At 40.1% G+C, this 24,499-nt stretch carries 26 protein-coding genes and 1 other annotated feature; all 26 genes read left to right on the top strand.

Annotated elements, in window-relative coordinates; all coding sequences use genetic code 11:
- Positions 1-5: 5 nt before the first annotated feature.
- The 26 genes from NFR46_RS07735 (at position 6) to NFR46_RS07610 (ending at position 24,363) form a co-directional block, all read left to right on the top strand.
- Complete coding sequence (locus NFR46_RS07735) at positions 6-1,025, top strand: L-threonylcarbamoyladenylate synthase (protein ID WP_251576215.1); 1,020 nt, start codon at positions 6-8, stop codon at positions 1,023-1,025.
- A gap of 77 nt (positions 1,026-1,102) precedes the next feature.
- Complete coding sequence (upp, locus tag NFR46_RS07730; RefSeq protein WP_191684700.1) at positions 1,103-1,738, top strand: uracil phosphoribosyltransferase; 636 nt, start codon at positions 1,103-1,105, stop codon at positions 1,736-1,738.
- A gap of 147 nt (positions 1,739-1,885) precedes the next feature.
- Entirely contained in the window at positions 1,886-3,613 is a 1,728-nt protein-coding gene (gene ptsP, locus NFR46_RS07725) for a phosphoenolpyruvate--protein phosphotransferase (RefSeq protein ID WP_251576212.1), read from the top strand.
- A 106-nt stretch (positions 3,614-3,719) separates the two neighbouring features.
- The gene (locus NFR46_RS07720; RefSeq protein WP_251576266.1) at positions 3,720-4,829 is read left to right on the top strand and encodes a YibE/F family protein; all 1,110 of its coding nucleotides are present in this window, start codon (positions 3,720-3,722) and stop codon (positions 4,827-4,829) included.
- 1 nt (position 4,830) lies between these two features.
- A complete protein-coding gene (locus NFR46_RS07715) occupies positions 4,831-5,604 on the top strand; it encodes a YibE/F family protein (RefSeq protein ID WP_251576210.1) in 774 nt (257 codons plus the stop codon).
- Positions 5,605-5,753: 149 nt separating this feature from the next.
- Positions 5,754-7,055 (top strand): solute carrier family 23 protein, encoded by a 1,302-nt coding sequence (locus NFR46_RS07710; RefSeq protein WP_251576208.1) that lies wholly within the window; start codon positions 5,754-5,756, stop codon positions 7,053-7,055.
- A 568-nt stretch (positions 7,056-7,623) separates the two neighbouring features.
- Entirely contained in the window at positions 7,624-8,331 is a 708-nt protein-coding gene (atpB, locus tag NFR46_RS07705; RefSeq protein WP_251576206.1) for a F0F1 ATP synthase subunit A, read from the top strand.
- Between the two features lie 29 nt (positions 8,332-8,360).
- Positions 8,361-8,579 carry a F0F1 ATP synthase subunit C gene (gene atpE, locus NFR46_RS07700; protein ID WP_003666561.1) on the top strand — a complete coding sequence of 73 codons (219 nt, stop codon included), beginning with the start codon at positions 8,361-8,363 and terminating at the stop codon, positions 8,577-8,579.
- Positions 8,580-8,628: 49 nt separating this feature from the next.
- Positions 8,629-9,147 carry a F0F1 ATP synthase subunit B gene (atpF, locus tag NFR46_RS07695; RefSeq protein ID WP_251576204.1) on the top strand — a complete coding sequence of 173 codons (519 nt, stop codon included), beginning with the start codon at positions 8,629-8,631 and terminating at the stop codon, positions 9,145-9,147.
- Positions 9,137-9,679, top strand: coding sequence for an ATP synthase F1 subunit delta (gene atpH, locus NFR46_RS07690; RefSeq protein ID WP_251576202.1), 543 nt, complete (start codon positions 9,137-9,139; stop codon positions 9,677-9,679). The genes atpF and atpH overlap by 11 nt, the downstream gene beginning before the upstream one ends.
- Before the next feature lie 29 nt (positions 9,680-9,708).
- Entirely contained in the window at positions 9,709-11,244 is a 1,536-nt protein-coding gene (gene atpA / locus NFR46_RS07685) for a F0F1 ATP synthase subunit alpha (RefSeq protein ID WP_251576200.1), read from the top strand.
- A gap of 31 nt (positions 11,245-11,275) precedes the next feature.
- Positions 11,276-12,202 carry a F0F1 ATP synthase subunit gamma gene (locus NFR46_RS07680; RefSeq protein WP_191684689.1) on the top strand — a complete coding sequence of 309 codons (927 nt, stop codon included), beginning with the start codon at positions 11,276-11,278 and terminating at the stop codon, positions 12,200-12,202.
- 23 nt (positions 12,203-12,225) lie between these two features.
- On the top strand, positions 12,226-13,650 hold the full coding sequence (gene atpD / locus NFR46_RS07675) for a F0F1 ATP synthase subunit beta (protein WP_191684687.1): 1,425 nt from the start codon (positions 12,226-12,228) through the stop codon (positions 13,648-13,650).
- Positions 13,651-13,661: 11 nt separating this feature from the next.
- Positions 13,662-14,090 carry a F0F1 ATP synthase subunit epsilon gene (locus tag NFR46_RS07670; protein WP_251576197.1) on the top strand — a complete coding sequence of 143 codons (429 nt, stop codon included), beginning with the start codon at positions 13,662-13,664 and terminating at the stop codon, positions 14,088-14,090.
- A gap of 161 nt (positions 14,091-14,251) precedes the next feature.
- Positions 14,252-14,476: a DUF1146 domain-containing protein gene (locus NFR46_RS07665; protein WP_420908596.1), complete on the top strand. Its 225-nt coding sequence runs from the start codon at positions 14,252-14,254 to the stop codon at positions 14,474-14,476.
- Between the two features lie 18 nt (positions 14,477-14,494).
- Positions 14,495-15,811, top strand: a complete 1,317-nt coding sequence (gene murA / locus NFR46_RS07660; RefSeq protein WP_251576194.1) for a UDP-N-acetylglucosamine 1-carboxyvinyltransferase — start codon at positions 14,495-14,497, stop codon at positions 15,809-15,811.
- Positions 15,812-15,881: 70 nt separating this feature from the next.
- Positions 15,882-16,886, top strand: a complete 1,005-nt coding sequence (mreB, locus tag NFR46_RS07655; protein ID WP_251576192.1) for a rod shape-determining protein — start codon at positions 15,882-15,884, stop codon at positions 16,884-16,886.
- Entirely contained in the window at positions 16,886-17,125 is a 240-nt protein-coding gene (gene yidD / locus NFR46_RS07650) for a membrane protein insertion efficiency factor YidD (RefSeq protein ID WP_251576190.1), read from the top strand. Before mreB ends, yidD begins: the two co-directional genes overlap by 1 nt.
- A 13-nt stretch (positions 17,126-17,138) precedes the next feature.
- The gene (locus NFR46_RS07645; protein ID WP_191684677.1) at positions 17,139-17,363 is read left to right on the top strand and encodes a DUF2969 domain-containing protein; all 225 of its coding nucleotides are present in this window, start codon (positions 17,139-17,141) and stop codon (positions 17,361-17,363) included.
- A gap of 45 nt (positions 17,364-17,408) precedes the next feature.
- The gene (locus NFR46_RS07640; protein WP_251576188.1) at positions 17,409-18,605 is read left to right on the top strand and encodes an FtsW/RodA/SpoVE family cell cycle protein; all 1,197 of its coding nucleotides are present in this window, start codon (positions 17,409-17,411) and stop codon (positions 18,603-18,605) included.
- A gap of 17 nt (positions 18,606-18,622) precedes the next feature.
- On the top strand, positions 18,623-18,922 hold the full coding sequence (locus tag NFR46_RS07635) for a glycine cleavage system H family protein (RefSeq protein ID WP_251576186.1): 300 nt from the start codon (positions 18,623-18,625) through the stop codon (positions 18,920-18,922).
- Between the two features lie 130 nt (positions 18,923-19,052).
- Positions 19,053-19,297 (top strand) — a binding site (T-box leader).
- A 57-nt stretch (positions 19,298-19,354) separates the two neighbouring features.
- A complete protein-coding gene (locus NFR46_RS07630; protein ID WP_251576184.1) occupies positions 19,355-20,407 on the top strand; it encodes a methionine ABC transporter ATP-binding protein in 1,053 nt (350 codons plus the stop codon).
- A 46-nt stretch (positions 20,408-20,453) separates the two neighbouring features.
- Positions 20,454-21,083 (top strand): methionine ABC transporter permease, encoded by a 630-nt coding sequence (locus NFR46_RS07625; RefSeq protein ID WP_251576264.1) that lies wholly within the window; start codon positions 20,454-20,456, stop codon positions 21,081-21,083.
- Between the two features lie 22 nt (positions 21,084-21,105).
- The gene (locus NFR46_RS07620; RefSeq protein WP_251576182.1) at positions 21,106-21,927 is read left to right on the top strand and encodes a MetQ/NlpA family ABC transporter substrate-binding protein; all 822 of its coding nucleotides are present in this window, start codon (positions 21,106-21,108) and stop codon (positions 21,925-21,927) included.
- Between the two features lie 196 nt (positions 21,928-22,123).
- Entirely contained in the window at positions 22,124-23,254 is a 1,131-nt protein-coding gene (locus NFR46_RS07615) for a D-alanine--D-alanine ligase family protein (RefSeq protein WP_251576180.1), read from the top strand.
- A gap of 263 nt (positions 23,255-23,517) precedes the next feature.
- Entirely contained in the window at positions 23,518-24,363 is an 846-nt protein-coding gene (locus NFR46_RS07610) for a helix-turn-helix transcriptional regulator (RefSeq protein WP_251576178.1), read from the top strand.
- Positions 24,364-24,499 lie beyond the last annotated feature (136 nt).

Here is a 24,499-nt window from a genome sequence, read left to right as displayed (position 1 = left end):
AAAGAATGGATACAAGAATTTTTCATTTAGATGAAATTGCTCAAGCAGCTAAAGCCATTCAAGACGGTAAGCTCGTTGCTTTTCCTACCGAAACTGTTTACGGACTAGGCGCGGATGCAACTAATGAAGAGGCAGTCAAAAATGTTTATTTGGCAAAGGGACGGCCGAGTGATAACCCGTTGATCGTTCACGTTGCTTCAATTGAAATGGTTGAAAAATACGCTAGTGAGATTCCGGAAAATGCGCGGAAGTTAATGGCTAAGTTTTGGCCAGGCTCCCTTACTATTATTTTGAACATTAAAAAGGGAGTCCTTTCAAAGACCGTTACGGGTGGCCTTTCAACGGTGGCCTTTCGTTTTCCAGACTGCCAGCCAACCCTTGATTTAATTAAGGAAGCCGGTGTCCCAATCGTTGGCCCTTCAGCTAATACTTCTGGAAAGCCAAGCCCGACGACAGCACAACATGTTTATCATGATCTTCACGGAAAAATCGCAGGGATTATTGATAATGGTCCGACCCGGGTTGGTGTTGAATCAACAGTCCTTGATATGTCGACTGATCAGCCAGTTATTTTGCGACCAGGTGCAGTTACTAAGCACCAAATTGAGGATGTGATTGGTTCGATCGATTTAAACCACCATCATGTTGGTAAAAATGAAACACCAAAGGCCCCAGGGATGAAATATAAACACTACGCACCAAATGCGCAGGTTTATATTGTTGACGAGGGTACTGATTGGAAGCAGGTTGTTGACTGGATTAAGCAACAACCATTTGATGTCGGGATGATGGCAGAAGAAAAGATCCTTCAACAAGAGAGCTTGCCAATGAATGCTATTCAGTTTTCACTAGGTAAGAATGTTGCAGATGCGAGTGCTCGCTTATTTGACGGTCTTCGTCAGTTTGATGATCAACCTAACGTTAAGGCGATTGTAACCCAAGCATTCCCAGCAAAGGACCTGGGACGGGCATACATGAACCGGCTAAATAAGTCAGCTGGTGGCGAACATTTTGCAATAAAATAAAAAAATTACCTATTTGTTTATCAAATAGGCATTTTTTTTGGTAAAATAGGGAAGAAATTCAAAGGAGTGTATTAGGCATGGGTAAATTTGAAGTGATGGATCACCCATTGATTCAACACAAATTAACGATGATTCGGGATAAAAATGTTGGAACTAAGGCTTTCCGTGAAACGGTTAAGGAAATTTCAACATTGATGGCATATGAAGTTGCTCGCGATATGCCATTGAAGGATGTTGAAGTGGAAACACCAATTGCCAAGACCACTAAGAAGGAATTGGCAGGGAAGAAAGTTGCAATTATTCCAATTCTTCGTGCTGGTCTCGGAATGGTTGATGGAATGACGGACCTTATTCCAGCTGCTAAGATTGGCTTCATCGGGATGTACCGTGATGAAGAAACTTTGAAACCACACGAATATTTCGTTAAGTTACCAAATGATATTACTGAACGGCAACTATTCATTGTCGATCCGATGTTAGCTACTGGTGGTTCAGCAATTATGGCAATTGAAGCGTTGAAGAAGCGTGGTTGTTCTGAAAAGAACATGAAGTTTGCATGCTTAGTTGCTGCTCCAGAAGGGGTTAAGGCTGTTCGTGAAGCATACCCAGATGTTGATATTTATGCTGCCGGACTTGATGATCACTTGAACGAGGATGGTTACATTGTTCCTGGATTAGGTGATGCTGGGGATCGTCTATTCGGTACAAAGTAAAATAATTAAAGAGGCTAAGGGAAAGCTTGGCCTCTTTGTTATTTTAAAGTTCATTAAATTAACAGTAATACTGAGAACTGGTCAGTAACAGGAAATTCCCCTATAATGGATATAAACCGTTTTCTTTAAAGAGGGTAAACAGCTAAAATGACATTAAAAATGACAGGAACAGCGGCAAGTAATGGTGTAGGTATCGCACCGGTATATATTGTCGATAAACCAGATTTGAGTTTTGAAAAGCAACGGATTAGTGATTCATCTGCTGAAATTGAGCGATTTAAGGATGCTCTACTGGCAATTAGTGATGAGCTTAAAGGACTAAAAGAAGCGGCAACAGAAAAGTTGTCAAAAGATGAATTAGCGATCTTTGATGTTCATATTGAAATTTTGAATGATCCCGAAATGTTTAATCAGGTAGTCACCCGGATTCGGAGCCAACGGATTAATGCAGAAACCGCCTTTGAAGAAGTTATTTCCCGGGTTATTCGTGAGTTTGAATCAATGACGGGAAATAAGTACATGCAGGAACGGGCAACGGATTTTGCAAGTATTCGTGATCAGGTGCTGGCTAAGCTTGAAGGAAAGTCTCTTCCTAACTTACAGACACTTGATCATCCGATAATTGTAGTTGCCCACATGATTGGACCATCAGATACTTCTCAGATGAATGCTAAGTTTGTTAAGGGGATTGTTACTGAAGTTGGAGGACGAACAAGCCATGCGGCAATTATGGCACGTTCTTTACAAATCCCTGCAATTGTTGGCTGTAAGGGGATTGCCCACCAGGTAAAAAATGGGGAGCGGGCAATTGTTGATGGCTTTTCGGGAACGACCATTGTTGAACCAACACCTAACCAGGTTAAGCATTACCAGCAAATTGCTAGTCAGTACGCTGCAGAAAGACTTGAATGGGCAAAGCTGGTTGATAGTCCATCACTTACTAAGGATGGTCAACAATTAACGATTTCCGCAAATATTGGCTCCTCAAATGATATTCCAGCAGCAGTTGATAATGGGGCAGATGAAATTGGTCTTTTTCGGACCGAGTTTCTTTATATGAAGAGTGAACACTTACCAACGGAAGAAGAACAGTTGCAAGCATATAAAGAGGCTGTTGAGAGTCTTGGCGGGCGAACATTGGTTGTACGAACACTTGATATTGGCGGGGATAAACCTTTAACGTTTATGCCACTACCGCACGAGTTAAACCCGTTTTTAGGTTATCGAGCAATTCGGATTTCGTTGGATCGTCCGCAAATGTTTCGAGCCCAGCTTCGGGCCTTGATCCGGGCATCTCAATTTGGTCGGATTAATATTATGTTTCCGATGATTACAACTCTCGAAGAATTACAAGCAGCTAAAAAGATCTACTATGAGGAGCGAAAAAAGCTTCGCCAAGATTACCCTAGGATTGGCGCAAACATTAAGTTAGGAATCATGATCGAAGTTCCCCTTGCTGCATTGTATGCTGAGAGGTTAGCTAAAGAAGTTGACTTTTTCAGTATTGGGACAAATGATTTGATTCAATATTGTTTTGCTGCAGATCGGGGAAATGCATCAGTTTCTTACCTTTACCAACCACTAAATCCACCATTCTTAAAATTAATTGCCCACATAATCAAGTCAGGTCATCAACATAATACGACTGTTGCTATGTGCGGTGAAATGGCTGGTGATCGACTTGCATTACCATTGTTAATGGGGATGGGGTTAGATGAGTATTCCATGAGTGCTACATCAATTCTCCGGACTCGTTCAATGATGAAGGGTCTTAATATTAAGGAGTGTCAACAGCTTTATCAACGTGCGGTTACTGAATGTGAAACAGCAACTCAAGTCCATGATTTAGTCGAGAAGTGGTTGATAGCTCATTAAAGAATCATTTAAAGGGGTTGCGGTAAATATAAGATTTATCGTGAACCTTTTTTTGATTTAAATGAATAGTAAGATAAAATGTGATTGCAAAAAAGAGGAAGTGAATATCGTGACATTTAACTGGTCGCGGCAAAAAACGTATCTATTAATGGGGATGGTTATTTGTGGATTATTAGCAATGATTTTTGTTACCCATAACCAGCGCTTTTACCGACAACCAATTGCTCGAGTTGTTAAAGTGACAAATGGGAAGGCACAACGAACAGAAGATGAGTTTAAAAACGTTGATCACCAAACTGAACAACAAATTACTGCGGTGCTGATGAACGGGAAGTACAGAGAAAAGAAGGTAACCATTAAGAATACCTTTAGTGACTCCCAACCAATGGATCAAGAATACCATGTTGGGGACCAGCTCTTTCTTTCGCAACTGGTAAAACGTGATGGTGGCTTAACAGCTAACCCAGCTGGGCAAAAGCGGGACACAGTAGTCGTTTTCCTTGGTTGGCTTGTTATTACGATCCTCCTGTTGACGATGGGACGTGCCGGAACATTTGCTTTAATTAGTGTGGTTATTGATACAATTTTATTTATGATTGCTCTTGTACTTGATCTTCATAATCAAGGGAACCATGTCCTATTAATTTTTTCCGTACTAGCATTAATTTTCACGGCGGTTAGTCTCCTCTTGGTTTTAGGACCGACGAAGAAAATGTTGGCAACTTTTGGATCGACTATTGTTGGGACAACGGTTGCAATTTTAGTGGGAGTCCTTGTATTATCTTTGACGAATAACCGGGGTGTTTACTATGAGTCGATGCAATATGTTACTCAAGTGCCACGGCCGCTATTTATTGCTGAAATCCTACTTGGCTCTTTAGGAGCAGTAATGGATGAGTCAAGTGACATTGTTGCAACCCTCTTTGAGCTAAAACGAATTGATCCGAATGTATCCCGAATGCAATTATTTATGTCAGGAAGAAGTGTTGGCAAGTCGATTATGGGGCCACTCGTGAATGTTCTTTTCTTAATTTTTATGGCCGATACCTTTACCAATAGTTTGCTGTACTTAAAGAATGGAAATAGTTGGGGATACACATTTAACATGAATATGAGTTTAGGGATGGTGCAGAGTTTAATTAGTGGGATTGGGATTGTCCTTGCTGTTCCAGCCGTTAGTGTATTCGGTTCATTGTTATTGGGAAGGAGGAAGTAGGATGAGTTCAATCAATGCTTTAGGATTAATACTGCTTCTTGTAATGTTCCTTGTTGGTGGTAAGCAAGGATTCCGGTCATTCATTAGTTTGTTACTTAATTTTTGCTTCCTTTTTTTGGGGATTGTTTTAATTGAATTTCATGTTCCCCCAATGTTTGTTGCGGTGGTAATCGGGATCACGATTTTAGCCATCACGATTTTCATGGGTGAAGATGACTTACGAACAACGGTAACTGCCTTCTATGCTTCATTAATTGTTTTGACAATTCTTCTCTTTTTGATCTTCTTTATTAGCCACTGGGCAATGGTTCAAGGATTTGGAACAGAAGATAGTGATGATCTAGAAGGAATGTCGATCTTGATCGGAATTAGCTATTTAAAGGTTTCCGTAACAGCAATCGTTCTCAGTACTTTAGGGGCAATTGCTGAAGCGGCGATGGCTATTTCTGCAGGTTTAACCGAAATCCTTGAAACGCACCCGGATATCAGCAATTCTCGGCTAGTTGAAGGGGGAATGGGAATTGGTCAGCAGATTATTGGAACGACCCTGAACACCTTATTTTTTGGTTGCTTTGGTGGGGTTCTCTCTTTATTTATTTGGTTTGCTGGCCTCCACTATTCATTTGGGACAATTATAAATAATAAGATTTTTGTTGCTGAGTTGATTGAAATTTTGATTTCATTCCTCGGAGTGCTTTTAACTGTCCCCATTACCTCGTTAGTAATGGTTAAACGACGGAAAGAGGTCGTTGACAAATCAATAGAAATAAAGTAAACTAGCATCAAATATTAAAACCTTTAAAAGAGGTCCCGTGAGGCCTCAAAGGTGCGGAAAAAATACCCTACAGGATTGTAGTAGCATTAAAAGCAGCTTTGAGATCTCACTCGAAGCTGCTTTATTTTTTTAGGGGAGGGAAAGTATTCATGGCTCATCGTGATGATGTCGTTTTAGACGTTAATGAAAAGCCCAAAACAGGTCAATGGATTGGGCTTTCACTTCAACACATGTTTTCCATGTTCGGTTCCACCGTCTTGGTACCGATTCTGGTTGGGTTAAATCCCGGCATTGCACTTTTTAGTTCTGGTGTGGGTACGTTAATGTACCTTTTAATTACTAAACATAAGATTCCTGCCTATATGGGATCGAGTTTTTCATTCGTTGTTCCAATGATGGCACTGATGAAGACAACGGGTTATCCAGGAATTGCTCAAGGGACAATCGCGGTTGGGTGTGTCTACTTAATCGTTGCTTTAATTGTTAGTTTGATTGGTTCAGATTGGATTGATAAGATCTTGCCCCCAATTGTGGTTGGACCAGTTGTAGTTGTAATCGGTCTTTCCTTAGCAAGTACTGCTGCTAAAGATGCAACAATTAATTCCGTAACGGGTAAGTATGACCTGAAGTTCTTTGCGGTAGCGATGATTACAATGCTGTTAACGATTGCCTTTAACATGTATTTTAAGGGCTTCATGGGCTTAATCCCAATCTTGATGGGGATTGTTTTTGGTTATATTGTTGCCTGCCTATTTGGAATTGTTGACTTTGCACCCGTAGAAAAGGCACATTGGTTTAGCCTTCCTGCGTTCCAAATTCCGTTTATCAATTATCATCCACAGTTTTATTGGGGTGCGATCTTGAGTATGGCGCCAATAGCCTTTGTAACAATGACCGAGCACCTTGGTCATATTATGGTATTGAATGAATTAACTGAACGGAACTACTTTAAGAATCCAGGCCTTAGTCATACTTTGGCAGGTGATGGGACAGCATCGATTATTGCCGGATTCGTTGGTGGTCCTCCAGTTACCAGTTATGGTGAAAATATTGGTGTGATTGCAATTACTAAGGTTCAATCCGTTTACGTTATTGCTGGGGCAGCCGCCTTTGCAATCTTCTTCAGCTTTATCGGGAAACTTAGTGCATTGATTGAAACAATTCCAATGCCTGTTATTGGTGGGATTTCCTTCCTGCTCTTTGGGGTAATTGCCTCCAGTGGTTTACGGGTAATGATTGAAGATCAAATTGACTTCAATAAGAAGCGAAATTTGATGATTGCTTCAGCGATTCTTGTAATCGGGATTGGGAATGCCTACCTTCAATTGGGGCAATACCAATTCTCTGGTTTAGCAGTTGCTGCTGTTTTAGGAATTATCCTAAACCTTGTTCTTCCACAAGAAGCACGGAGCGAAAAAGAAATTGCCGCCAAGGTTAACCAATCAAAATAAAAAGTGAGTGAAGCTGGGAATTAACCCCCTCGAGAGCCTGGTTGGCTAACCTAGAACGATGAATGATGATGAAATCATCAAAATCGTTCGTAGCCAAATAGGCTTGCTCCGCTGCGTTAGACTCTAAAGCTCTGGTTACGACGCGCAGCTAGCCTATGGATTCCCGCGATTAGACTCTATAAGTTCGGAGACTATCAGTAACGGGTTGAGGCCGGGAAAAAACAAAATGTTTTTTCCCGGCCTCACTATTTTTAAAGATAAGCAACACAAAGGCGGACCAACAGTTGAAATGGATGAATCAGCATTTCAATAAATTGGTCAAGTTTTCCATTTGTGTATGTGAAAAAATGATTAAAAAGACACGCTTGAAAATGAGTCAAATGAGCAAAATGCTACTAGAATAGGGCTTTCTTGGCGTTTTGTTCCCCTAAAAAATTAGAAATTTTTTTGAATGTTCCCTCAAATGATGATATATTAATATTCGTATATTGGGCTAGTTCGTATGGTATACGACGTTCATCCAATTTACAGCCAAATTATTGTTATTAAGGAAAGAGGTGAAATATGAATGGGCGGTGATGCTTTTACTTTTAAGTTTCTTGGTTTAACTTTTAATGCGACAAACATTATTTCAGGCCTTGTTATTTATGCGATCGTATTCTTCGTGTTATTTGGCATGTCCCGAAAGATTCAAATGAAGCCTAAAGGGGCGCAAAACGTTTTGGAATGGTTGATTGACTTCACGAACGGAATTGTCCGTAGTCAGATGCCAAACGAAGAGACTGGACATTATAGCTTCTTTGCTTTTGTCCTCTTCGTCTTTATCTTCTTTGCAAACCAATTTGGGTTGATTTTTAACCTTAGTTGGAATAACCAAGAAATTCTTAGAAGTCCAACGGCGGATCCAGTTGTTACTTTAACATTCTCACTGATGGTAATTGTTTTGGCACACTTTGCAGGAATTGCAAACCATGGTCTTGGTGGTTACTTGAAGGGGTATGTAAAGCCATTTGCATTGATGTTGCCAGTCAATATCATTGAAGAATTGGCTAACTTCTTAACTTTGGGTTTGCGGATCTTTGGTAACATTTTTGCTGGTGAATTGCTATTGAAGTTGGTTGCTGAAGTTGCCTTCTCACATGGTGCTTTGACAATCATTCCAGGATTCTTGCTTGAATTGCTTTGGCAAGGGTTCTCAGTATTTATCGGTTCAATTCAGGCATATGTTTTTGTAACATTAACGACGGTTTATATTTCTCGGAAGGTTTCCGAATAATAATCTATCTCTCAAGGAGGAATTTTAAAATGGCATTAGGAGCAATTGCTGCAGGACTCGCGGCTATGGGTGCCGCTATCGGTGGTGGTATCGGTGATGGTATCTTGATCGGACACACTGTTGACAGTATCGCACGGCAACCAGAATTACAAAGTAGATTACAAGCAACGATGTTTATTGGTGTTGGTTTGATTGAAGCCATGCCTATCATCGCTATTGTTATCGGTTTCCTTGTTATGAACAAGTAATTATTTTGATTAATAATTTTTATTTCACAGGACAAGGAGGTGTCAATAGATGTTTGTGAACAGTGTTTTAGCTGAATCTAATAGCTTATACGTTGGTGATTTGGTATTTTACATCGTTACTTTCATTATTCTGATGCTACTTATCAAGCATTTTGCTTGGAAGCCAGTTACAGACATGATGAAGAAGCGTGCAGATAAGATTGCTAGTGATATTGATAACGCTGCTAAATCACGTGAAAGCGCTGAAAAGATGGCTGCTAAACGACAAGCTGAACTCCAGAATTCTCACCAAGAAGCTGCTGATATTATTAATAATGCTAAGAAGTCTGGTGAAGCTCAACGGGTTCAAATTGTTGAAACTGCACAAAATGACGCTCAAGCACTTAAGCAACGCGCACAAGAAGATGCTAAACAAGCTCGTCGTGACGCGTTGAATGGTGCAAAGGATGACGTTGCAAACTTATCTATTGAGATTGCTTCCAAACTCATCCATAAAGAATTGAATGCGGATGATCAAAAGGAATTGATTGATTCGTACATTGAAGGGTTGGTAGATCATGAGTCTTGATAAGCAAACAGTTGCAAATCGTTATGCGAAGGCACTGTTCGAGTTGGTCGATGAAAACAATACACTCGATCAAACTTATCAAGAATTGACTGCTCTACGTCAAGTCTTTGAGGACAACGCTGCACTGGCCCCTGTATTATCAGGAGTCCAATTATCAATCAGTGAAAAGAAGTCCCTTATTGATGATTTGAAGAAAGGCTTTTCTCAACCGGTTTCAAATTTAATTCAAATGACTTTTGATTACGGTCGGATTAGTGATCTGGTTGCAATCATTGATGAGTTTGAACGACGGTATGACGCTAAAATGAAGCGTGTTCATGCTGACGTTGTTACAGCGATCCAACTTGATAAACAACAACGTGATCAACTCAAGGCTAACTTAGCTCAACGTTTTGATGCTAAGGAAGTTGTTCTTCATGAACAAGTTGATCCTGAAATCTTGGGCGGAGTTATTGTTCGTCTTAATAATAAGACGTTAGATGGTAGCTTAAGTTCAAAGATTAAGCAGATTCGTCGTTTACTAGTTAGATAATAATCTTATTTCGAAGAGGTGAGACCTTTATGAGCATTAAAACTGAGGAAATCAGTTCACTCATCAAGAAGCAACTTGCCAACTATCAAGACAAGGTATCTGTCGAAGAAACGGGTACTGTTACCTATGTTGGTGATGGTGTTGCTCGTGCTGACGGCTTGGAAAATGCCATGGCTGGTGAGTTGCTCGAATTTAGTAACGGTGTTTACGGAATGGCACAAAACCTCGAAAGTAACGATGTTGGTATCGTTATTTTGGGAGATTTCTCTGGCATCCGTGAAGGTGATACCGTTAAGCGGACGGGTCGAATCATGGAAGTCCCCGTCGGCGATGCATTGTTAGGACGGGTTGTTGATTCACTTGGTCGTCCAATTGATGGACTTGGTGAAATCAAGACTGACAAGACACGTCCAATTGAAAAGAAGGCTCCAGGTGTTATGGAGCGGAAGAGTGTTAGTGAACCATTGCAAACTGGTATTAAGGTTATTGATGCCTTAGTACCAATTGGTCGTGGTCAGCGTGAGTTGATCATTGGTGACCGGAAGACCGGTAAGACTGCCATTGCATTGGATACCATCATTAACCAAAAGGGCAAGGGCGTAATTTGTATTTACGTTGCGATTGGTCAAAAGGAATCAACCGTTCGTACGAACGTTGAAACCTTACGTCGTTACGGAGCATTAGACTACACAATTGTTGTTTCAGCTAGTGCTTCTAACCCTGCACCAATGCTTTACATTGCTCCTTATGCTGGTGCCGCAATGGGTGAAGAGTTCATGTATGGTGGTAAGGATGTTTTGATTGTTTATGATGATCTTTCAAAGCAGGCCGATGCCTACCGTGAACTTTCCTTAATTCTTCGTCGGCCTCCTGGTCGTGAAGCTTACCCTGGTGATATTTTCTATACTCACTCACGGTTACTAGAACGTGCTGCACGGTTGTCTGATGATCTTGGTGGCGGTTCAATGACTGCATTACCAATTATTCAAACCCAGGCTGGTGACGTTTCTGCCTACATTCCAACCAACGTTATTTCCATTACTGATGGACAGATTTTCTTGAACGCTGATGAGTTCTATGCAGGTCAACGTCCAGCCATTGATGCTGGTACATCGGTTTCTCGTGTTGGTGGGGATGCCCAGATCAAGGCAATGAAGAAGGTTGCTGGGACATTGCGTTTGGATATTGCGTCATATAACGAATTGGCTTCATTCGCCCAATTTGGTTCTGATTTGGATGAAGCAACCCAAGCTAAGTTGTCACGTGGTAAGCACACAATGGAACTTTTGAAGCAGGGGTTGCACCAACCACAACCTGTTGAACAACAAGTTGTAACCTTGTTTGCATTGTCAAACGGGTTTGTTGATCAAATTCCAGTGGATGATGTTTCACGTTATGAAAGTGAACTTGCTACATTTATGCATGCTAATCACCAAGACCTTTATGACACGATTAAGTCAACTGGTAAATTACCAGAAGGTGACGACTTGAAGAATGCTGTTGCTGATTTCACGAAATCATTTCAAACCGGCGATGACAAGAAGAAAGCCGCACAAGAAAATTAATAATGACTAGTCGAAAGGACGGTGAGATTTAGTGCCAGCTTCACTTGCTGCTGTTAAGCATAAGATTGAATCCACTAAGAGCACGCGACAGATTACTTCTGCCATGCAAATGGTTTCAACTGCAAAATTGAATCAAATTCAACACCATACTCAGACATATGAAGTATATGCTGAGAAGGTTAAGAATATGTTGTCCGATCTGGTTAAATCTCACAACGCATCTGCAGCTAGTGCCAGTCATGACGCTTATGCTGCGTTGTTTGAGAAGCGTCCAGTTAAGAAGACTGGAATTTTAGTTATTACATCTGATCGTGGCTTGGTTGGTAGTTACAATAACAATATCATCAAGCAAACTTTACAATTGATGAAGGATAAGAATTTAACCGCTGAAAACACGGTATTCTTAACGGTTGGTAAAACAGGAACTGAATTTTTCAAGAAGCGTGGGATGAACGTTGTCTACCAATATTCAGGAATCAGTGATGTACCAACATTCCGTGAAGTTCATCAAATTGTAAAGACTGCTGTTCAGATGTACGACGATGCTGTATTCGATGAGATGTACCTGGTATATAGCCACTACGTCAACCGAATTACGTCCCGAGTACGAGTTCATGATGTATTGCCAATTACGGCTGAATCCTTGATGGATGATGAGGAAAATTCTGCTGAATCCACTAAGGATGAATCACCAATTACGGCTGAATACGAATTTGAACCTTCGGATACGGAAATTATTGCAGGACTTGTCTCACAATATGCTGAAAGCCTATTATATGGGGCAATCCTTGATGCAAAGACATCAGAACATTCTTCAAGTGCAAACGCTATGCGGTCTGCAACTGATAATGCTGATGACATTATTTCATCATTGGAATTGCAATATAACCGTGCTCGTCAAGCTGCGATTACCACTGAAATTACTGAAATTACCGGTGGTATGACAGCACAAGAATAAAATTTAACTGAGGAGGAAACAACATGAGTTCTGGTAAAGTTGTCCAAGTTGTCGGACCAGTTGTTGATATTGAGTTCCCCTTAGATGAAAAACTACCAGAGATTAACGACGCGTTAAAGATCAAGGAAAGTGATGACAAGACTTTGACTACTGAAGTTGCTCTTGAATTGGGTGACGGTGTAGTTCGGACGATTGCCATGGACGGTACTGATGGTCTTCAACGTGGAATGGAAGTCGAAAACACTGGTGCACCTATTAGTGTACCGGTTGGTGACGATACTCTGGGACGTGTTTTCAACGTTTTAGGTGAACCAGTTGATAACGGTCCTAAGTTTGGACCAGATGCAAAGCGGATGCCTATTCACCGTGATGCACCTAAGTATGATGAATTAAATAACAATACTGAAATCCTTGAAACTGGGATTAAAGTTATTGACTTGTTAGCACCATATGTTCGTGGTGGTAAGATTGGGTTATTCGGTGGTGCCGGTGTTGGTAAGACCGTTTTGATTCAGGAATTAATTCACAACATTGCTCAAGGTCACAATGGTATTTCTGTCTTCACAGGTGTTGGTGAACGGACCCGTGAAGGTAACGATATGTACTATGAAATGAAGGCTTCAGGAGTTCTTGAAAAGACTGCCATGGTTTATGGTCAGATGAACGAACCTCCTGGTGCTCGTATGCGGGTTGCCTTAACTGGACTTACTATTGCGGAATACTTCCGTGATGTAAAGGGTCAAGATGTTCTATTGTTCATCGATAACATTTTTCGGTTTACTCAGGCCGGTTCAGAAGTTTCTGCCCTTTTGGGACGGATTCCTTCTGCAGTTGGTTACCAGCCAACGTTAGCTACTGAAATGGGTCAATTGCAGGAACGGATTACTTCTACTAAGAAGGGTTCAATTACTTCAATTCAAGCCGTTTATGTTCCAGCCGATGACTACACCGATCCTGCTCCAGCTACGACATTCGCTCACTTGGATGCCACTACTAACTTGGAACGGCGGTTAACCCAAATCGGTATTTACCCAGCCGTTGACCCATTAGCTTCAACTTCTACAGCGTTAACTCCTGAAATTGTTGGTAAGGAACACTATGAAGTTGCTACTGAAGTTCAACATGTTTTGCAACGGTATCATGAATTACAAGATATCATTTCAATTCTTGGGATGGATGAATTATCTGATGACGAAAAGGTTATCGTTGCTCGTGCTCGGCGGATTCAAAACTTCCTATCACAAAGTTTCAGTGTTGCCGAACAATTTACTGGTACGCCAGGTAAGTACGTTCCATTAAAGGATACTATTAAAGGATTTAAGGGGATTCTTGAAGGTAAGTACGATGACTTACCAGAAGAAGCATTCCGGTTGGTTGGTACAATCGACGATGCTGTTGAAAAGGCTAAGAAAATGAAGGCTGATGCTGCTGAAGAATCTGCAGATTAGGAGGGATAATTATGGCTGATACTAAGTTTAAAGTCACCATTATCACTCCAGATGGTACGGTTTATGATAATGATAATGCCACGATGATTATTATGAACACTGCTGGTGGTCAAATGGGGATCATGGCTAATCACGTACCTGTATTAGCATCATTATTAATTAGTCAGTTACGAATCAAGCATGATGAGGGTACTGATGAAATTGCCGCTGTTAACGGTGGGATCATGCAATTTGATGGTCACACAGCCCTAATTACGGCGGACAGTGCCGAAATGCCTGAAAAGATTGATGTTGAACGTGCTCAACATGCTGTAGAACGTGCTAAGGAAGAAATTAAGAAGGCGAAGAAAGCTCACAAGCAAAATGAACTCGCTCGGGCTGAAGTTCATTTGAAGCGAGCTGTTAACCGTCTGAAGGTTTCTAAGTTCAAACATAAGTAACTGCTTTTTAACGAAGTAAAAAGGATATTTAATGAGTTTTCCTCATTAAATATCCTTTTTTGATTATTAACATAGTCTAAAGGTTGTTAATGATGACTGATCACTCGTTAGTTGGTATGATAAGATTGTAGTTGGTTTTAAAGAAGGTGAAATTGGTGCAAATGACAGGAATAAAAGCTTTAGTAGAAATAGTTATCCAACTCGGAATGATTTGGTTAACGTTTACCGCAATTCAAGAATTTCGGCTTGAACGATTCTTTCGTCAACCACCGAAAACATTGCCGTTAGCCATTGTCTTACTTTCTACAGCAATTGGTTACTTATGTGCCAGTTTCTTTATTGGTTTTATTAATGCGGTTAGCCAACTACCCGGTTTATTGCGTTGATTTAATAAGGAGTAAGTTATGGAAAAGATAATTATTAAGGGTGGTCATCGCTTATTTGGACGCGTCGCCGTTGAAGGAGCAAAGAATGCAGTTTTACCACTTCAGGCAGCTAGTATTCTTGCTTCCACCGGAACTTTCCATTTGACTAATGTTCCGGTATTATCAGATGTCCTAATGATGAATGAATTATTAAAGTTCTTAAATATTCGGGTTCAATTTGATCAAGAGAATCATACTATTGATTTAAATGCAAGTTCTAAGCTTTCTTCAGAGGCACCCTTTCAATATGTAAGTAAAATGCGTGCGTCAATGGTGGTAATGGGACCATTATTAGCAAGAACTGGTTACGCAAAGATTGCACTTCCTGGTGGCTGTGCGATTGGTTCACGACCAATTGATCTCCACCTTAAGGGACTGCGCCAGCTTGGAGCAGTGATTGAACAACATGATGGCTATATTGAAGCACATGCAGATCGACTAGTTGGGACAAATATTTACCTCGACTTCCCAAGTGTTGGTGCAACGCAAAACATTATGATGGCGGCAACATTAGCCCAGGGAATTACGACGATTGAAAATTGTGCTTGTGAGCCAGAAATTGTTGATTTGGCAAATGCCTTAAATAAAATGGGAGCACGAGTTCACGGCGCTGGAACTGATGTTATTCGTATTCAGGGAGTTAATTTCCTCCATGGTTGTGATTATCGTGTAATGTCTGACCGGATTGAAGCGGGGACATTTATGATTGCTGCTGCTGCGACTAATGGTGATGTAGTTGTTGAAAATACAGAAAGTAAGTATAATGAACCACTAATTGCTAAGTTACAAGATATGGGAGTGACGGTAATTAACCAAGATGACGGGATCCGTGTTCTTGGTACCTCAGTTTTGTTACCATCAACAGTTCAGACAGCACCGTATCCTGGCTTCCCAACTGATTTACAGCCACAGATGACCGTTTTACAATTATTAGCAAACGGGACTAGTACAATGAATGAAACTGTCTTTGAGAAACGATTTATGCATCTTGAAGAATTACGGCGGATGAATGCTGATTATCAAATCAAAAACTCGACTGCAGTATTAAGTGGTCCGACTAAATTTAGTGGGACAGAAGTTGCTGCTACCGATTTGCGTGCTGGGGCTGCCTTGGTAATCGCTGGATTAGCTGCCCAAGGGATCACTCAAGTACGAAATCTGAAATATCTTGACCGAGGATACTATCATCTTCACCAAAAATTAGCCCAGCTCGGTGCACAAATTGACCGAATCAATATTGATGACCAGATCCAATTAAAGACGGAGGAAGCTGCCAACCATACTGAACGTGGTTAGTATTTTCCAATTATGTGGTATAATTACCAACGTTATTATAAAGATTTGGCCGGAAGGAGAAATTACATAAATGGCAAAGGATATCGGAATCGATTTAGGAACTGCAAACGTTCTAATTTATGTTCAAGGCAAGGGAATCGTCTTGAACGAACCTTCAGTTGTTGCGATTGATACGCAAACTAATAAAGTGTTAGCTGTTGGTTCAGAAGCATATCGAATGGTTGGACGGACGCCAAGTAATATTCGGGCTATTCGTCCATTGAAGAATGGTGTTATTTCCGACTTCGATGTTACCCAAGAAATGCTTTCGTACTTTATCGGCAAATTAAGCGTTAAGGGCTTTATGTCAAAACCAGATATTATGATCTGTGCCCCTACAAACATTACTGAAATTGAACGAAAAGCGATTATTCAAGCAGCTGAGCAATCAGGTGGAGGTAAAGTTTACCTTGAATATGAGCCTAAGGTTGCTGCAATCGGTGCTGGCCTTGATATCTTTAAGCCACGCGGTAGTATGGTGATTGATATGGGTGGTGGTACCAGTGATATTGCCATTCTTTCATTAGGTGATATTGTTGCTAGTCAGTCTATTCGAATGGCTGGTGATAAGTTGAACAATGATATTACTGCTTATATTAAGGATCACCACGGCTTGATTATTGGTGAACATACTGCTGAACAAATCAAGATGGAAATTGGGACTGCTTTACCGGTTGACGAACCAAAGAAGATGGATGTTCGTGGTCGTGATGTTGCAACTGGAATGCCAAAGCAAATCACAACTGATGAGAACGAAATCGAAGAGGCAATTCACGGAACACTTGAACAAATTGTTAAGGCAACGGTTGGCGTCTTAGAAACGATCCCACCTGAGTTGGCTAGTGACATTATTGATCGTGGTATTATGCTAACGGGAGGAACTTCCCTTCTTAAGGAAATCGACCAGCTCTTTAGCGATCACTTAAAAGTTCCCGTTGTCGTTTCTCAGGATCCGCTTGATAATGTTGCTAAGGGTGCTGGTGAAATGCTTGAACGGATGCAAAAGACCGATAACGGTAAAAAGAGTAAGAAGTAATGGTTAAGTTCGCAAGTCGAATGATTCGATGGTATCAACGAAACATATCGGCAAGGCGACCATTTAAAGTTTGTCGGTATTATCCCTCTTGTTCAGAATATACGTTGGAAGCAATTCAACGATTTGGAATGAGGGGGATATTACTTGGAATTGTAAGGTTATTACGGTGTCAACCATTTGCCCGTGGTGGCTATGATCCAGTTCCAACAAAATTTACTTTCCATCGAGTTATGAAATAATAAAGGTGAAAAAGTGACAAGAAAAGATAAAAAAATTGAAGTTAATGTAAAAGATATTGAACGTCGTCATCAACCAGTTCAACAAGTTTTTATTGGTAAACGATTGATTGGTGAAGTATTAGCAGATGGTAATCGTTTTAAGGCTCTCCTGACTGCTGATGAAAGTGAATTTTATGTTCACTCCCAAGAAGAGGGACTTGAAGTTGTATTACAGCAGTATCATTTACACCAAGGATAATGCGATGCAGTAGCGTTGCCCAAATCTCAAAAAAGGAGTTAAAGAATGCAACGTTCTCAAAGTGATGATGAAAGCCGAATTGATTGGGGAATTATATTCTGTGTCTTGCTGTTAGCCTTAATTGGCTTAGCATCAATTTATGTTGCTGCCGTCCATGATACGGGAGGATCAACGAGTGTGATGCGGCAAGTAGTTAGTCAGTTAATTTGGTATATTATTGGGATAATTCTAGTTGTTGTAATTATGCAGTTTGATTCTGAGCAACTATGGAAGGTTGCACCACTAGCATACTGGGTTGGAATATTTTTGATGTTTGCGATCCTAGTGTTCTATAGTCGTGCATACTATGCTAATACAGGGGCTAAAAGTTGGTTTGCAATTGGTCCATTTACTTTTCAGCCATCGGAAATCATGAAGCCGGCCTATATTTTAATGATGGGACGGGTAATTACAACACATAATAATCGGTATAATGTTCATACCGTTAGATCTGATTGGCGATTAATTGGGACCATGTTCCTCTGGTTATTACCAATTTTAATTTCATTAAAGTTACAAAATGACTTTGGGACAGGACTTGTCTTCTTTGCAATTTTCTGCGGGATGATTCTTGTTTCGGGTGTTACATGGCGAATCATTGCGCCAACCGCTATTGCACTAGTTGTAATTGGTGGTTCGGCATTAGCAATGGTTACTAGTTCGATTGGACGGACAATTTTAGAGCATGTTGGCTTTCAGGCTTACCAGTTTGACCGGGTTGATACTTGGCTTCATCCGGAACAAGATACTAGTAACCAGGGATACCAACTATGGCAAAGTATTAAGGCTGTCGGTTCTGGGGGTATTACCGGGACCGGATTCAATAATTCCAAGGTTTATGTACCTGTTCGTGAATCTGATATGATTTTCTCTGTTATTGGTGAAAACTTTGGCTTTATTGGAAGTGCACTGCTAATTCTCCTCTACCTCTTGTTAATCTACTTGATGATCAGGGTTACGTTTGATACCAGGAACGAATTCTATGCATATATTTCGACTGGTGTTATTATGATGATTTTATTCCACGTTTTTGAAAATATTGGGATGAATATCGGATTACTGCCACTAACTGGGATTCCGTTACCATTTATCAGTGCCGGTGGTTCCTCACTAATCGGTAATTTAATTGGGATCGGGATGGTAATGTCGATGAGATATCACCATCACTCTTATATGTTTAGTAGTAATAAGGAATTTAGGTAAGTGGGGTGTCATGGAAAATGGCTGCTGAAAGTTATTTTTGGATAAAAAAACAAGGTAATGGTAATGTCCGGATTGGATTAAATGATAGTGGACGTGATGATCTAGGCCAAATTAGTTTTATTGATGTTCCTGCGACTGGGACGAAGTTAACTAATGATGGTAAGTTTATTGCGGTTGAAGCTGAAAAGGCTGTTACTGATATTGACAGTCCAGTCGATGGTGAAATTGTTACAGTAAACCAAAAGGCAATTGACCAACCAGAACTCCTTGATTCGAGTGATGAGAATGATAACTGGATTGTTGAAGTAAAGGCATAGAGATTGAAAGTCAATTATAAAAAGATGTGGCTGAGCTTTTCAGTCACGTCTTTTTAATTTTTAAAATTTAATTAGAATTTGGTATTGACAATAAAAAGTGAACTTAGTATTATAATAGCAATCGAAATATTAGAATACTATTTGAAAAGATGAGTAGATACTAATTAATCACTCAGAGAGTTCTTGATTGGTGTAAGAGAATTGATTAGTGGTATTGAAGATGGTCTTTGAGTAAAGTGTGTTAGTGAGTCAAATGATAAGCTAATGTTGGTTACTGCCCATTATCGCAGCTAAGTGTTAGATGACACTTTTTGAGATGGTTACTGTGAGGTAATCATGAACTGCGGTGGTACCACGAAACCTTTCGTCCGTTTAATAGGTTGACTATTAAATGAGCGGAAGGTTTTTTTTATTGAAAAGGAGGAAGAGTAATTGATTCGGTTTAAAGATGTCTCAAAAACATATGATGGTAAGGAAGGTCCCGTAAAGGCAATCAAAGATGTTAACTTAACAATTCCTGACGGAAAGATTTACGGTATTATTGGTTATTCTGGAGCCGGGAAAAGTACTCTAATCCGGATGATTAATGGTCTTGAAACACCAACTACTGGTTCCGTTACCGTTAATGGTCAAGAAATTAGTCAATTAAAGGGTGAATCATTACGAGAGGCCCGCCTGAAGATTGGAATGATTTTCCAACACTTTGATCTTCTTTGGTCACGGACCGTTTTGGAAAATGTTGAATTCCCGTTAGAGCTTTCAAAAGAAGGAAGCAAGGAAGAACGACGGCAAAAAGCTGAAGAACTAGTTAAGTTAGTTGGTCTCCAGGGAAAGGAAAAAGCTTATCCTTCAGAACTATCTGGTGGACAAAAGCAACGGGTGGGCATTGCCCGCGCGTTGGCGAATGACCCCAAGATCCTTCTTTCTGATGAAGCAACTAGTGCGCTTGACCCGAAGACAACTGATGAAGTATTAGATTTGCTGGTCGATATTAATCGCCGGTTAGGATTAACGATTGTTGTAATTACTCATGAAATGCACGTTATCCGTAAAATCTGTGATCACGTTGCGGTTCTTGACGCCGGAACAATTGTTGAAGAGGGACCGGTATTGGATGTCTTTAAGCATCCTCAACAGGCAATTACTAAGCGGTTTGTTAACCAAGAAACTTCTACCAGTTCTGCTGATGATACACAAGCTGTTGTTGAGCAACTCTTGGAATCACATCCTGACGGTGTAATTGTAAAATTAACATTCCATGGTGACCAAGCGAAGTTACCAATCGTTTCCGAAATGTTGCGTCAGTTCCCTGAAACAAATATGAGCATCATTGAAGGTAACATTCACCAGACACAGGAAGGCTCGATTGGATCCTTGTATATTCAATTAACGGTGGATAATGATAAGCAGGAACAAATCAAGGGTGCGTTAGAGTATCTGAAAACGATGAGAGTAGAGACAGAGGTGATTAGTCGTGAACAATAGTGGATTTGCTTCATTCTTTGAATTTAATAATGTTGATTGGCCGAAAATGGGACAAGCAACCTGGGAAACAATTTGGATGACAGTAGTTTCAATGATTGTGGTTGCAATTTTGGGGATTATCCTTGGATTAATCCTCTTTGAAACTCAGCATAGCAATTCAATTGGGGCCAAGATTATTAACTGGATTGTTGCCGCTTTGGTAAATATCTTTCGGTCAATCCCGTTTATTATCTTAATTGTCCTCTTACTTCCGGCGACCCAGACACTTGTTGGTACGATTATGGGACCACGAGCCGCTCTACCATCATTGATTATTTCGGCGGCACCATTCTATGCTCGCCTTGTTCAAATCGCCTTTGATGATTTGGATCACGGTGTTATTGAAGCCGCTAAGGCAATGGGAGCCACACGCTGGCAAATTGTTACTAAGGTCTTAATCCCAGAAAGTTCTCCAGCATTAGTTTCAGGGATTACTGTTACTACCATCTCATTAATTGGTTACACTGCTATGGCTGGGGCAATTGGTGCCGGTGGCCTTGGTAACCTTGCATACTTAGACGGCTTTCAAGCAAATAACAATGCCGTTACAATGATGGCTACAATTATTATTGTCGTGATTGTCTTTGTCTTCCAATTCTTGGGTGACATGGTTGTAAAGAAAATTGATAAGCGTTAATTAGAATCAGGAGGGAATAATTATGAAGAAAAAATGGCTAGCAGCAATTGCAACATTAGCATTAGGAGCATTAGTTCTTACAGGTTGTGGGAAGCAAAAAGAAGAAACCCTTACTGTAGGAGCTTCAGCAACACCACAAGCGGAGATCTTAAAGCACGTTCAACCCCAATTAAAGAAGGAAGGGGTTGACTTGAAAATTAAGACTTTCCAAGACTATGTATTACCAAATAAGGAATTAGCAAGTGGTGATTTGGATGCCAACTACTTCCAACACAAACCATTCTTAGATAACTGGAACAAGAAGAACCATGGAACCTTAGTTAGTGCCGGAAATGTTCACCTTGAACCACTTGGCTTCTATTCCAAGAAGTACAAGAAGTTATCTGACTTGCCAGATGGCTCTACAATCTTAGTTTCAAATAACGTTGCAGATTATGGACGGGTACTCCAGATTTTAAAGGATGCTGGATTAATCACTTTGAAGTCTGGCACTAAGATTGAATCAGCTAACTTTGACGACATTCAAACTAACAAGAAGAACTTGAAGTTTAAGACGGATCTTGAACCAAAATTGATGACCCAATTCTACAAGCGTGGTGAAGGAGCTGCCGTTGTTATCAACGCCAACTACGCTGTTCAAGCAGGCTTGAATCCAAAGAAGGATGCAATTGCTCTTGAAAAGAATACCTCTCCTTACGCTAACTTGGTTGCAGTTCAAAAGAAGAATAAGAATAACCCAGCAATTAAGAAGTTAGTAAAGGCTCTTCAATCTAAGTCAACACAACAATGGATTAATAAGCACTACAATGGTGGTGTCGTCGCTGTTTACCCTAATGGTAAATAAAAAATAGATTAAGCAAAATCCAGTAATCGCAAGGCACGATTGCTGGATTTTTACTTTTAACTTAAGAATCTGATAAGGATAATTTACAAGTTCGTAATTAGGAACTAGTAAGGGAAATTAATCCATGTTATACTAAAGATTCTAGGAAAACGGTAAGAAATTAAATCAAATTAAACTAAATAAGGTGGTACACGCAATGACTAAAAAGTTAAACATCGCATTGTTGTTTGGTGGTAACTCATCTGAGCATGATGTTTCAAAACGTTCGGCGCATAATATTTATGACGCCCTTGATAAGGAAAAGTATGATGTTAGCTTGTTTATGTTTACTAAGGATGGGGTTCTCCTTGGTAATAGCGCGTCACAACGAATCTTTAATGGTGATGATGAGGACCAAGTTGTTAAAGAAGAATACCAAAAGATGGATTTGAGTCAGCCATTAGCCCCAATCATGGCATTAAACGAAATGAAGTCAATTGACCTCTTCTTCCCGGTAATTCATGGTAATTTAGGGGAAGATGGTACTGTTCAAGGATTGTTTAAGCTTTTAAAGAAGCCTTACGTTGGTTCAAACATCGCTGCGAGTGCAATGGCCTTTGATAAGGATTTAACTAAGAAGATTCTTACAGAAGCTGGTATTCGGAATACTCCTTACGTAGTAGTTACTCCTGAAAACCGGGCAGAATACCCATGGGATAAGGTTGAAGAACAGATTGGTGATTTAGCCTTTGTTAAGCCCGCTAAGCAAGGATCCTCTGTTGGAATTCATAAAGTAACTAATGCTGAAGAATACGAAAAAGCGTTAGATGATGCTTTTAAGTATGACTACAAGATTCTTGTAGAACAAGGAATTGATCATCCACAAGAAGTTGAAATCTCAATTCTTGGTAACGAACACCCAGTTGCTTCAAAGCTTGGTGCAGTCCGGGTTCCTGAAGGGGATTCGTTCTACAACTATGAAAACAAGTTTGTGGACGCTAGTGGGGTTGTTTTTGAGTTGCCCGTAAAACTACCAGAATACTTAACTGAAGAAATCACGTCAATGGCCCTGAAGGCATACAAGGTCTTGGGGATGAAGGGAATGGCCCGGATTGATTTCTTAGTTGATTCTAATAATGTCCCATACCTTGGTGAGCCAAATACTTTACCAGGCTTTACTAATATTAGCTTGTATCCACAAATGTGGGAAGTTTCTGGAATTGGTTACTCAGATCTAATTGATCACCTTATTCAACTTGGCTTGGAAGAGTTTGATCGTAATAGTAAAATTAAGTATGATTTCCAAAAGCTCGGTAATGAAAAAGTGGGGACAAAGAAGTATAATTAAAACTAAATGAATGCAAATTAATTCATAACATCTAGTTTATGTTCATATTTATTAAAAGTGTCTATTAAGTAGAAACTGATCATGTAAAGTGGAAGGCTGGTAAAAAATGTGTCTTACCGGTCCTTTTTAGTACGATTTTTTTAGCATAAATTAATGATTAGTGCTATAATGCATAAGGATATTTTCAACTATGGTTTGTAGATTATTTGATCTTTCCAATAATTTTAGTCATATTATTAAATAAGTTGAGGAAGGGGAGAAAAATGAAACTCCGAGGAGACGTCTTAAAGAAAATTCGCCGCAAAAGAGGTTTATCACAGACAGCATTGGCAGAAGGTATCTGTACTCAGGCAACAATTAGCTTAATGGAAAAGCAAAACCGGTTGCCTAAAATGAATATTCTGACTGCAATTTGTGAACGCCTAAATATTCCCGCAGAACGAATCGTGGAGAATAACGGAAACGGCATTAATGACCAATTTAATATCATTGTAAATGATCTAGTTAGTTGGAAATTTGAAAGTGCTGCTGAAGCGTTGGATAAGATTCCAGTAAAGAAACTAGAGAGTGACTTTGATAAGCAACGTTACTACTACTTATTGGGAATGGTCCAAGTTAATTCCGATAAGATTGACGAAGCCATTTTTAACTTTGAGTTAGTATTAACACAATTTGCAACAACTAGTGCCAATATTTACCTCGCAATGACCACTGCAGGGATGGCACTTGCTTATTATAAGCGTAATGATCCAGAACGGGCTCAACGATTAACGGATCGTGCCGTTCGTTTGATCGATAATAAAAAGTTAATCGGGAGTTTACACCAATGGGCATCAATTTACTGCCAACTTGGTCAACTTTATGGTGACTTAGGCAACTACAAAGATTCTAAGGAAATTGTTAACCGGGGAATTGAACTCTGTCGACAACATGATTCCTTGTTTATTCTTGACGAACTTTACCTTATTCGGGGAAAAGATGAGTTAGCATTGGGTGAGAAAGAACAAGCTAAGGAATCTCTGGAAATTGCCCGGAGTATTAGTTTGGCTCGCCATGAATCCTTTGTTAAGGATGAGATTGCTGCTGAGTTAGCTAAGCTCAAAGACTAAATATTAATTCAATGGTAGGAGAGGTTGAGGAAACTCAATTTCTCCTTTTTAATTGTGCACCCGGCATGGGTATTAGCTAGGTGGTGAAAGTCCGCTATGGGCCGTAGTAGTCGGAACCATGAGCTGAGGACAAGGG

Source organism: Limosilactobacillus agrestimuris, from assembly GCF_943193105.1.
GTDB classification, from domain to species: Bacteria; Bacillota; Bacilli; order Lactobacillales; family Lactobacillaceae; genus Limosilactobacillus; species Limosilactobacillus agrestimuris.
Note: the sequence above shows the minus strand (reverse complement) of the source record. Positions and strands in the feature narration are given on the sequence as shown.

What these genes read in the sequence shown, in the direction of transcription:
- NFR46_RS07735 (WP_251576215.1), top strand. Translation starts at nt 6, where the DNA reads ATGGATACAAGAATTTTTCATTTAGATGAAATTGCTCAAGCAGCTAAA.
- upp (WP_191684700.1), top strand. Translation starts at nt 1,103, where the DNA reads ATGGGTAAATTTGAAGTGATGGATCACCCATTGATTCAACACAAATTA.
- ptsP (WP_251576212.1), top strand. Translation starts at nt 1,886, where the DNA reads ATGACATTAAAAATGACAGGAACAGCGGCAAGTAATGGTGTAGGTATC.
- NFR46_RS07715 (WP_251576210.1), top strand. Translation starts at nt 4,831, where the DNA reads ATGAGTTCAATCAATGCTTTAGGATTAATACTGCTTCTTGTAATGTTC.
- NFR46_RS07710 (WP_251576208.1), top strand. Translation starts at nt 5,754, where the DNA reads ATGGCTCATCGTGATGATGTCGTTTTAGACGTTAATGAAAAGCCCAAA.
- atpB (WP_251576206.1), top strand. Translation starts at nt 7,624, where the DNA reads ATGGGCGGTGATGCTTTTACTTTTAAGTTTCTTGGTTTAACTTTTAAT.
- atpE (WP_003666561.1), top strand. Translation starts at nt 8,361, where the DNA reads ATGGCATTAGGAGCAATTGCTGCAGGACTCGCGGCTATGGGTGCCGCT.
- atpF (WP_251576204.1), top strand. Translation starts at nt 8,629, where the DNA reads ATGTTTGTGAACAGTGTTTTAGCTGAATCTAATAGCTTATACGTTGGT.
- atpH (WP_251576202.1), top strand. Translation starts at nt 9,137, where the DNA reads ATGAGTCTTGATAAGCAAACAGTTGCAAATCGTTATGCGAAGGCACTG.
- atpA (WP_251576200.1), top strand. Translation starts at nt 9,709, where the DNA reads ATGAGCATTAAAACTGAGGAAATCAGTTCACTCATCAAGAAGCAACTT.
- atpD (WP_191684687.1), top strand. Translation starts at nt 12,226, where the DNA reads ATGAGTTCTGGTAAAGTTGTCCAAGTTGTCGGACCAGTTGTTGATATT.
- NFR46_RS07670 (WP_251576197.1), top strand. Translation starts at nt 13,662, where the DNA reads ATGGCTGATACTAAGTTTAAAGTCACCATTATCACTCCAGATGGTACG.
- NFR46_RS07665 (WP_420908596.1), top strand. Translation starts at nt 14,252, where the DNA reads ATGACAGGAATAAAAGCTTTAGTAGAAATAGTTATCCAACTCGGAATG.
- murA (WP_251576194.1), top strand. Translation starts at nt 14,495, where the DNA reads ATGGAAAAGATAATTATTAAGGGTGGTCATCGCTTATTTGGACGCGTC.
- mreB (WP_251576192.1), top strand. Translation starts at nt 15,882, where the DNA reads ATGGCAAAGGATATCGGAATCGATTTAGGAACTGCAAACGTTCTAATT.
- yidD (WP_251576190.1), top strand. Translation starts at nt 16,886, where the DNA reads ATGGTTAAGTTCGCAAGTCGAATGATTCGATGGTATCAACGAAACATA.
- NFR46_RS07640 (WP_251576188.1), top strand. Translation starts at nt 17,409, where the DNA reads ATGCAACGTTCTCAAAGTGATGATGAAAGCCGAATTGATTGGGGAATT.
- NFR46_RS07635 (WP_251576186.1), top strand. Translation starts at nt 18,623, where the DNA reads ATGGCTGCTGAAAGTTATTTTTGGATAAAAAAACAAGGTAATGGTAAT.
- NFR46_RS07625 (WP_251576264.1), top strand. Translation starts at nt 20,454, where the DNA reads ATGGGACAAGCAACCTGGGAAACAATTTGGATGACAGTAGTTTCAATG.
- NFR46_RS07620 (WP_251576182.1), top strand. Translation starts at nt 21,106, where the DNA reads ATGAAGAAAAAATGGCTAGCAGCAATTGCAACATTAGCATTAGGAGCA.
- NFR46_RS07615 (WP_251576180.1), top strand. Translation starts at nt 22,124, where the DNA reads ATGACTAAAAAGTTAAACATCGCATTGTTGTTTGGTGGTAACTCATCT.
- NFR46_RS07610 (WP_251576178.1), top strand. Translation starts at nt 23,518, where the DNA reads ATGAAACTCCGAGGAGACGTCTTAAAGAAAATTCGCCGCAAAAGAGGT.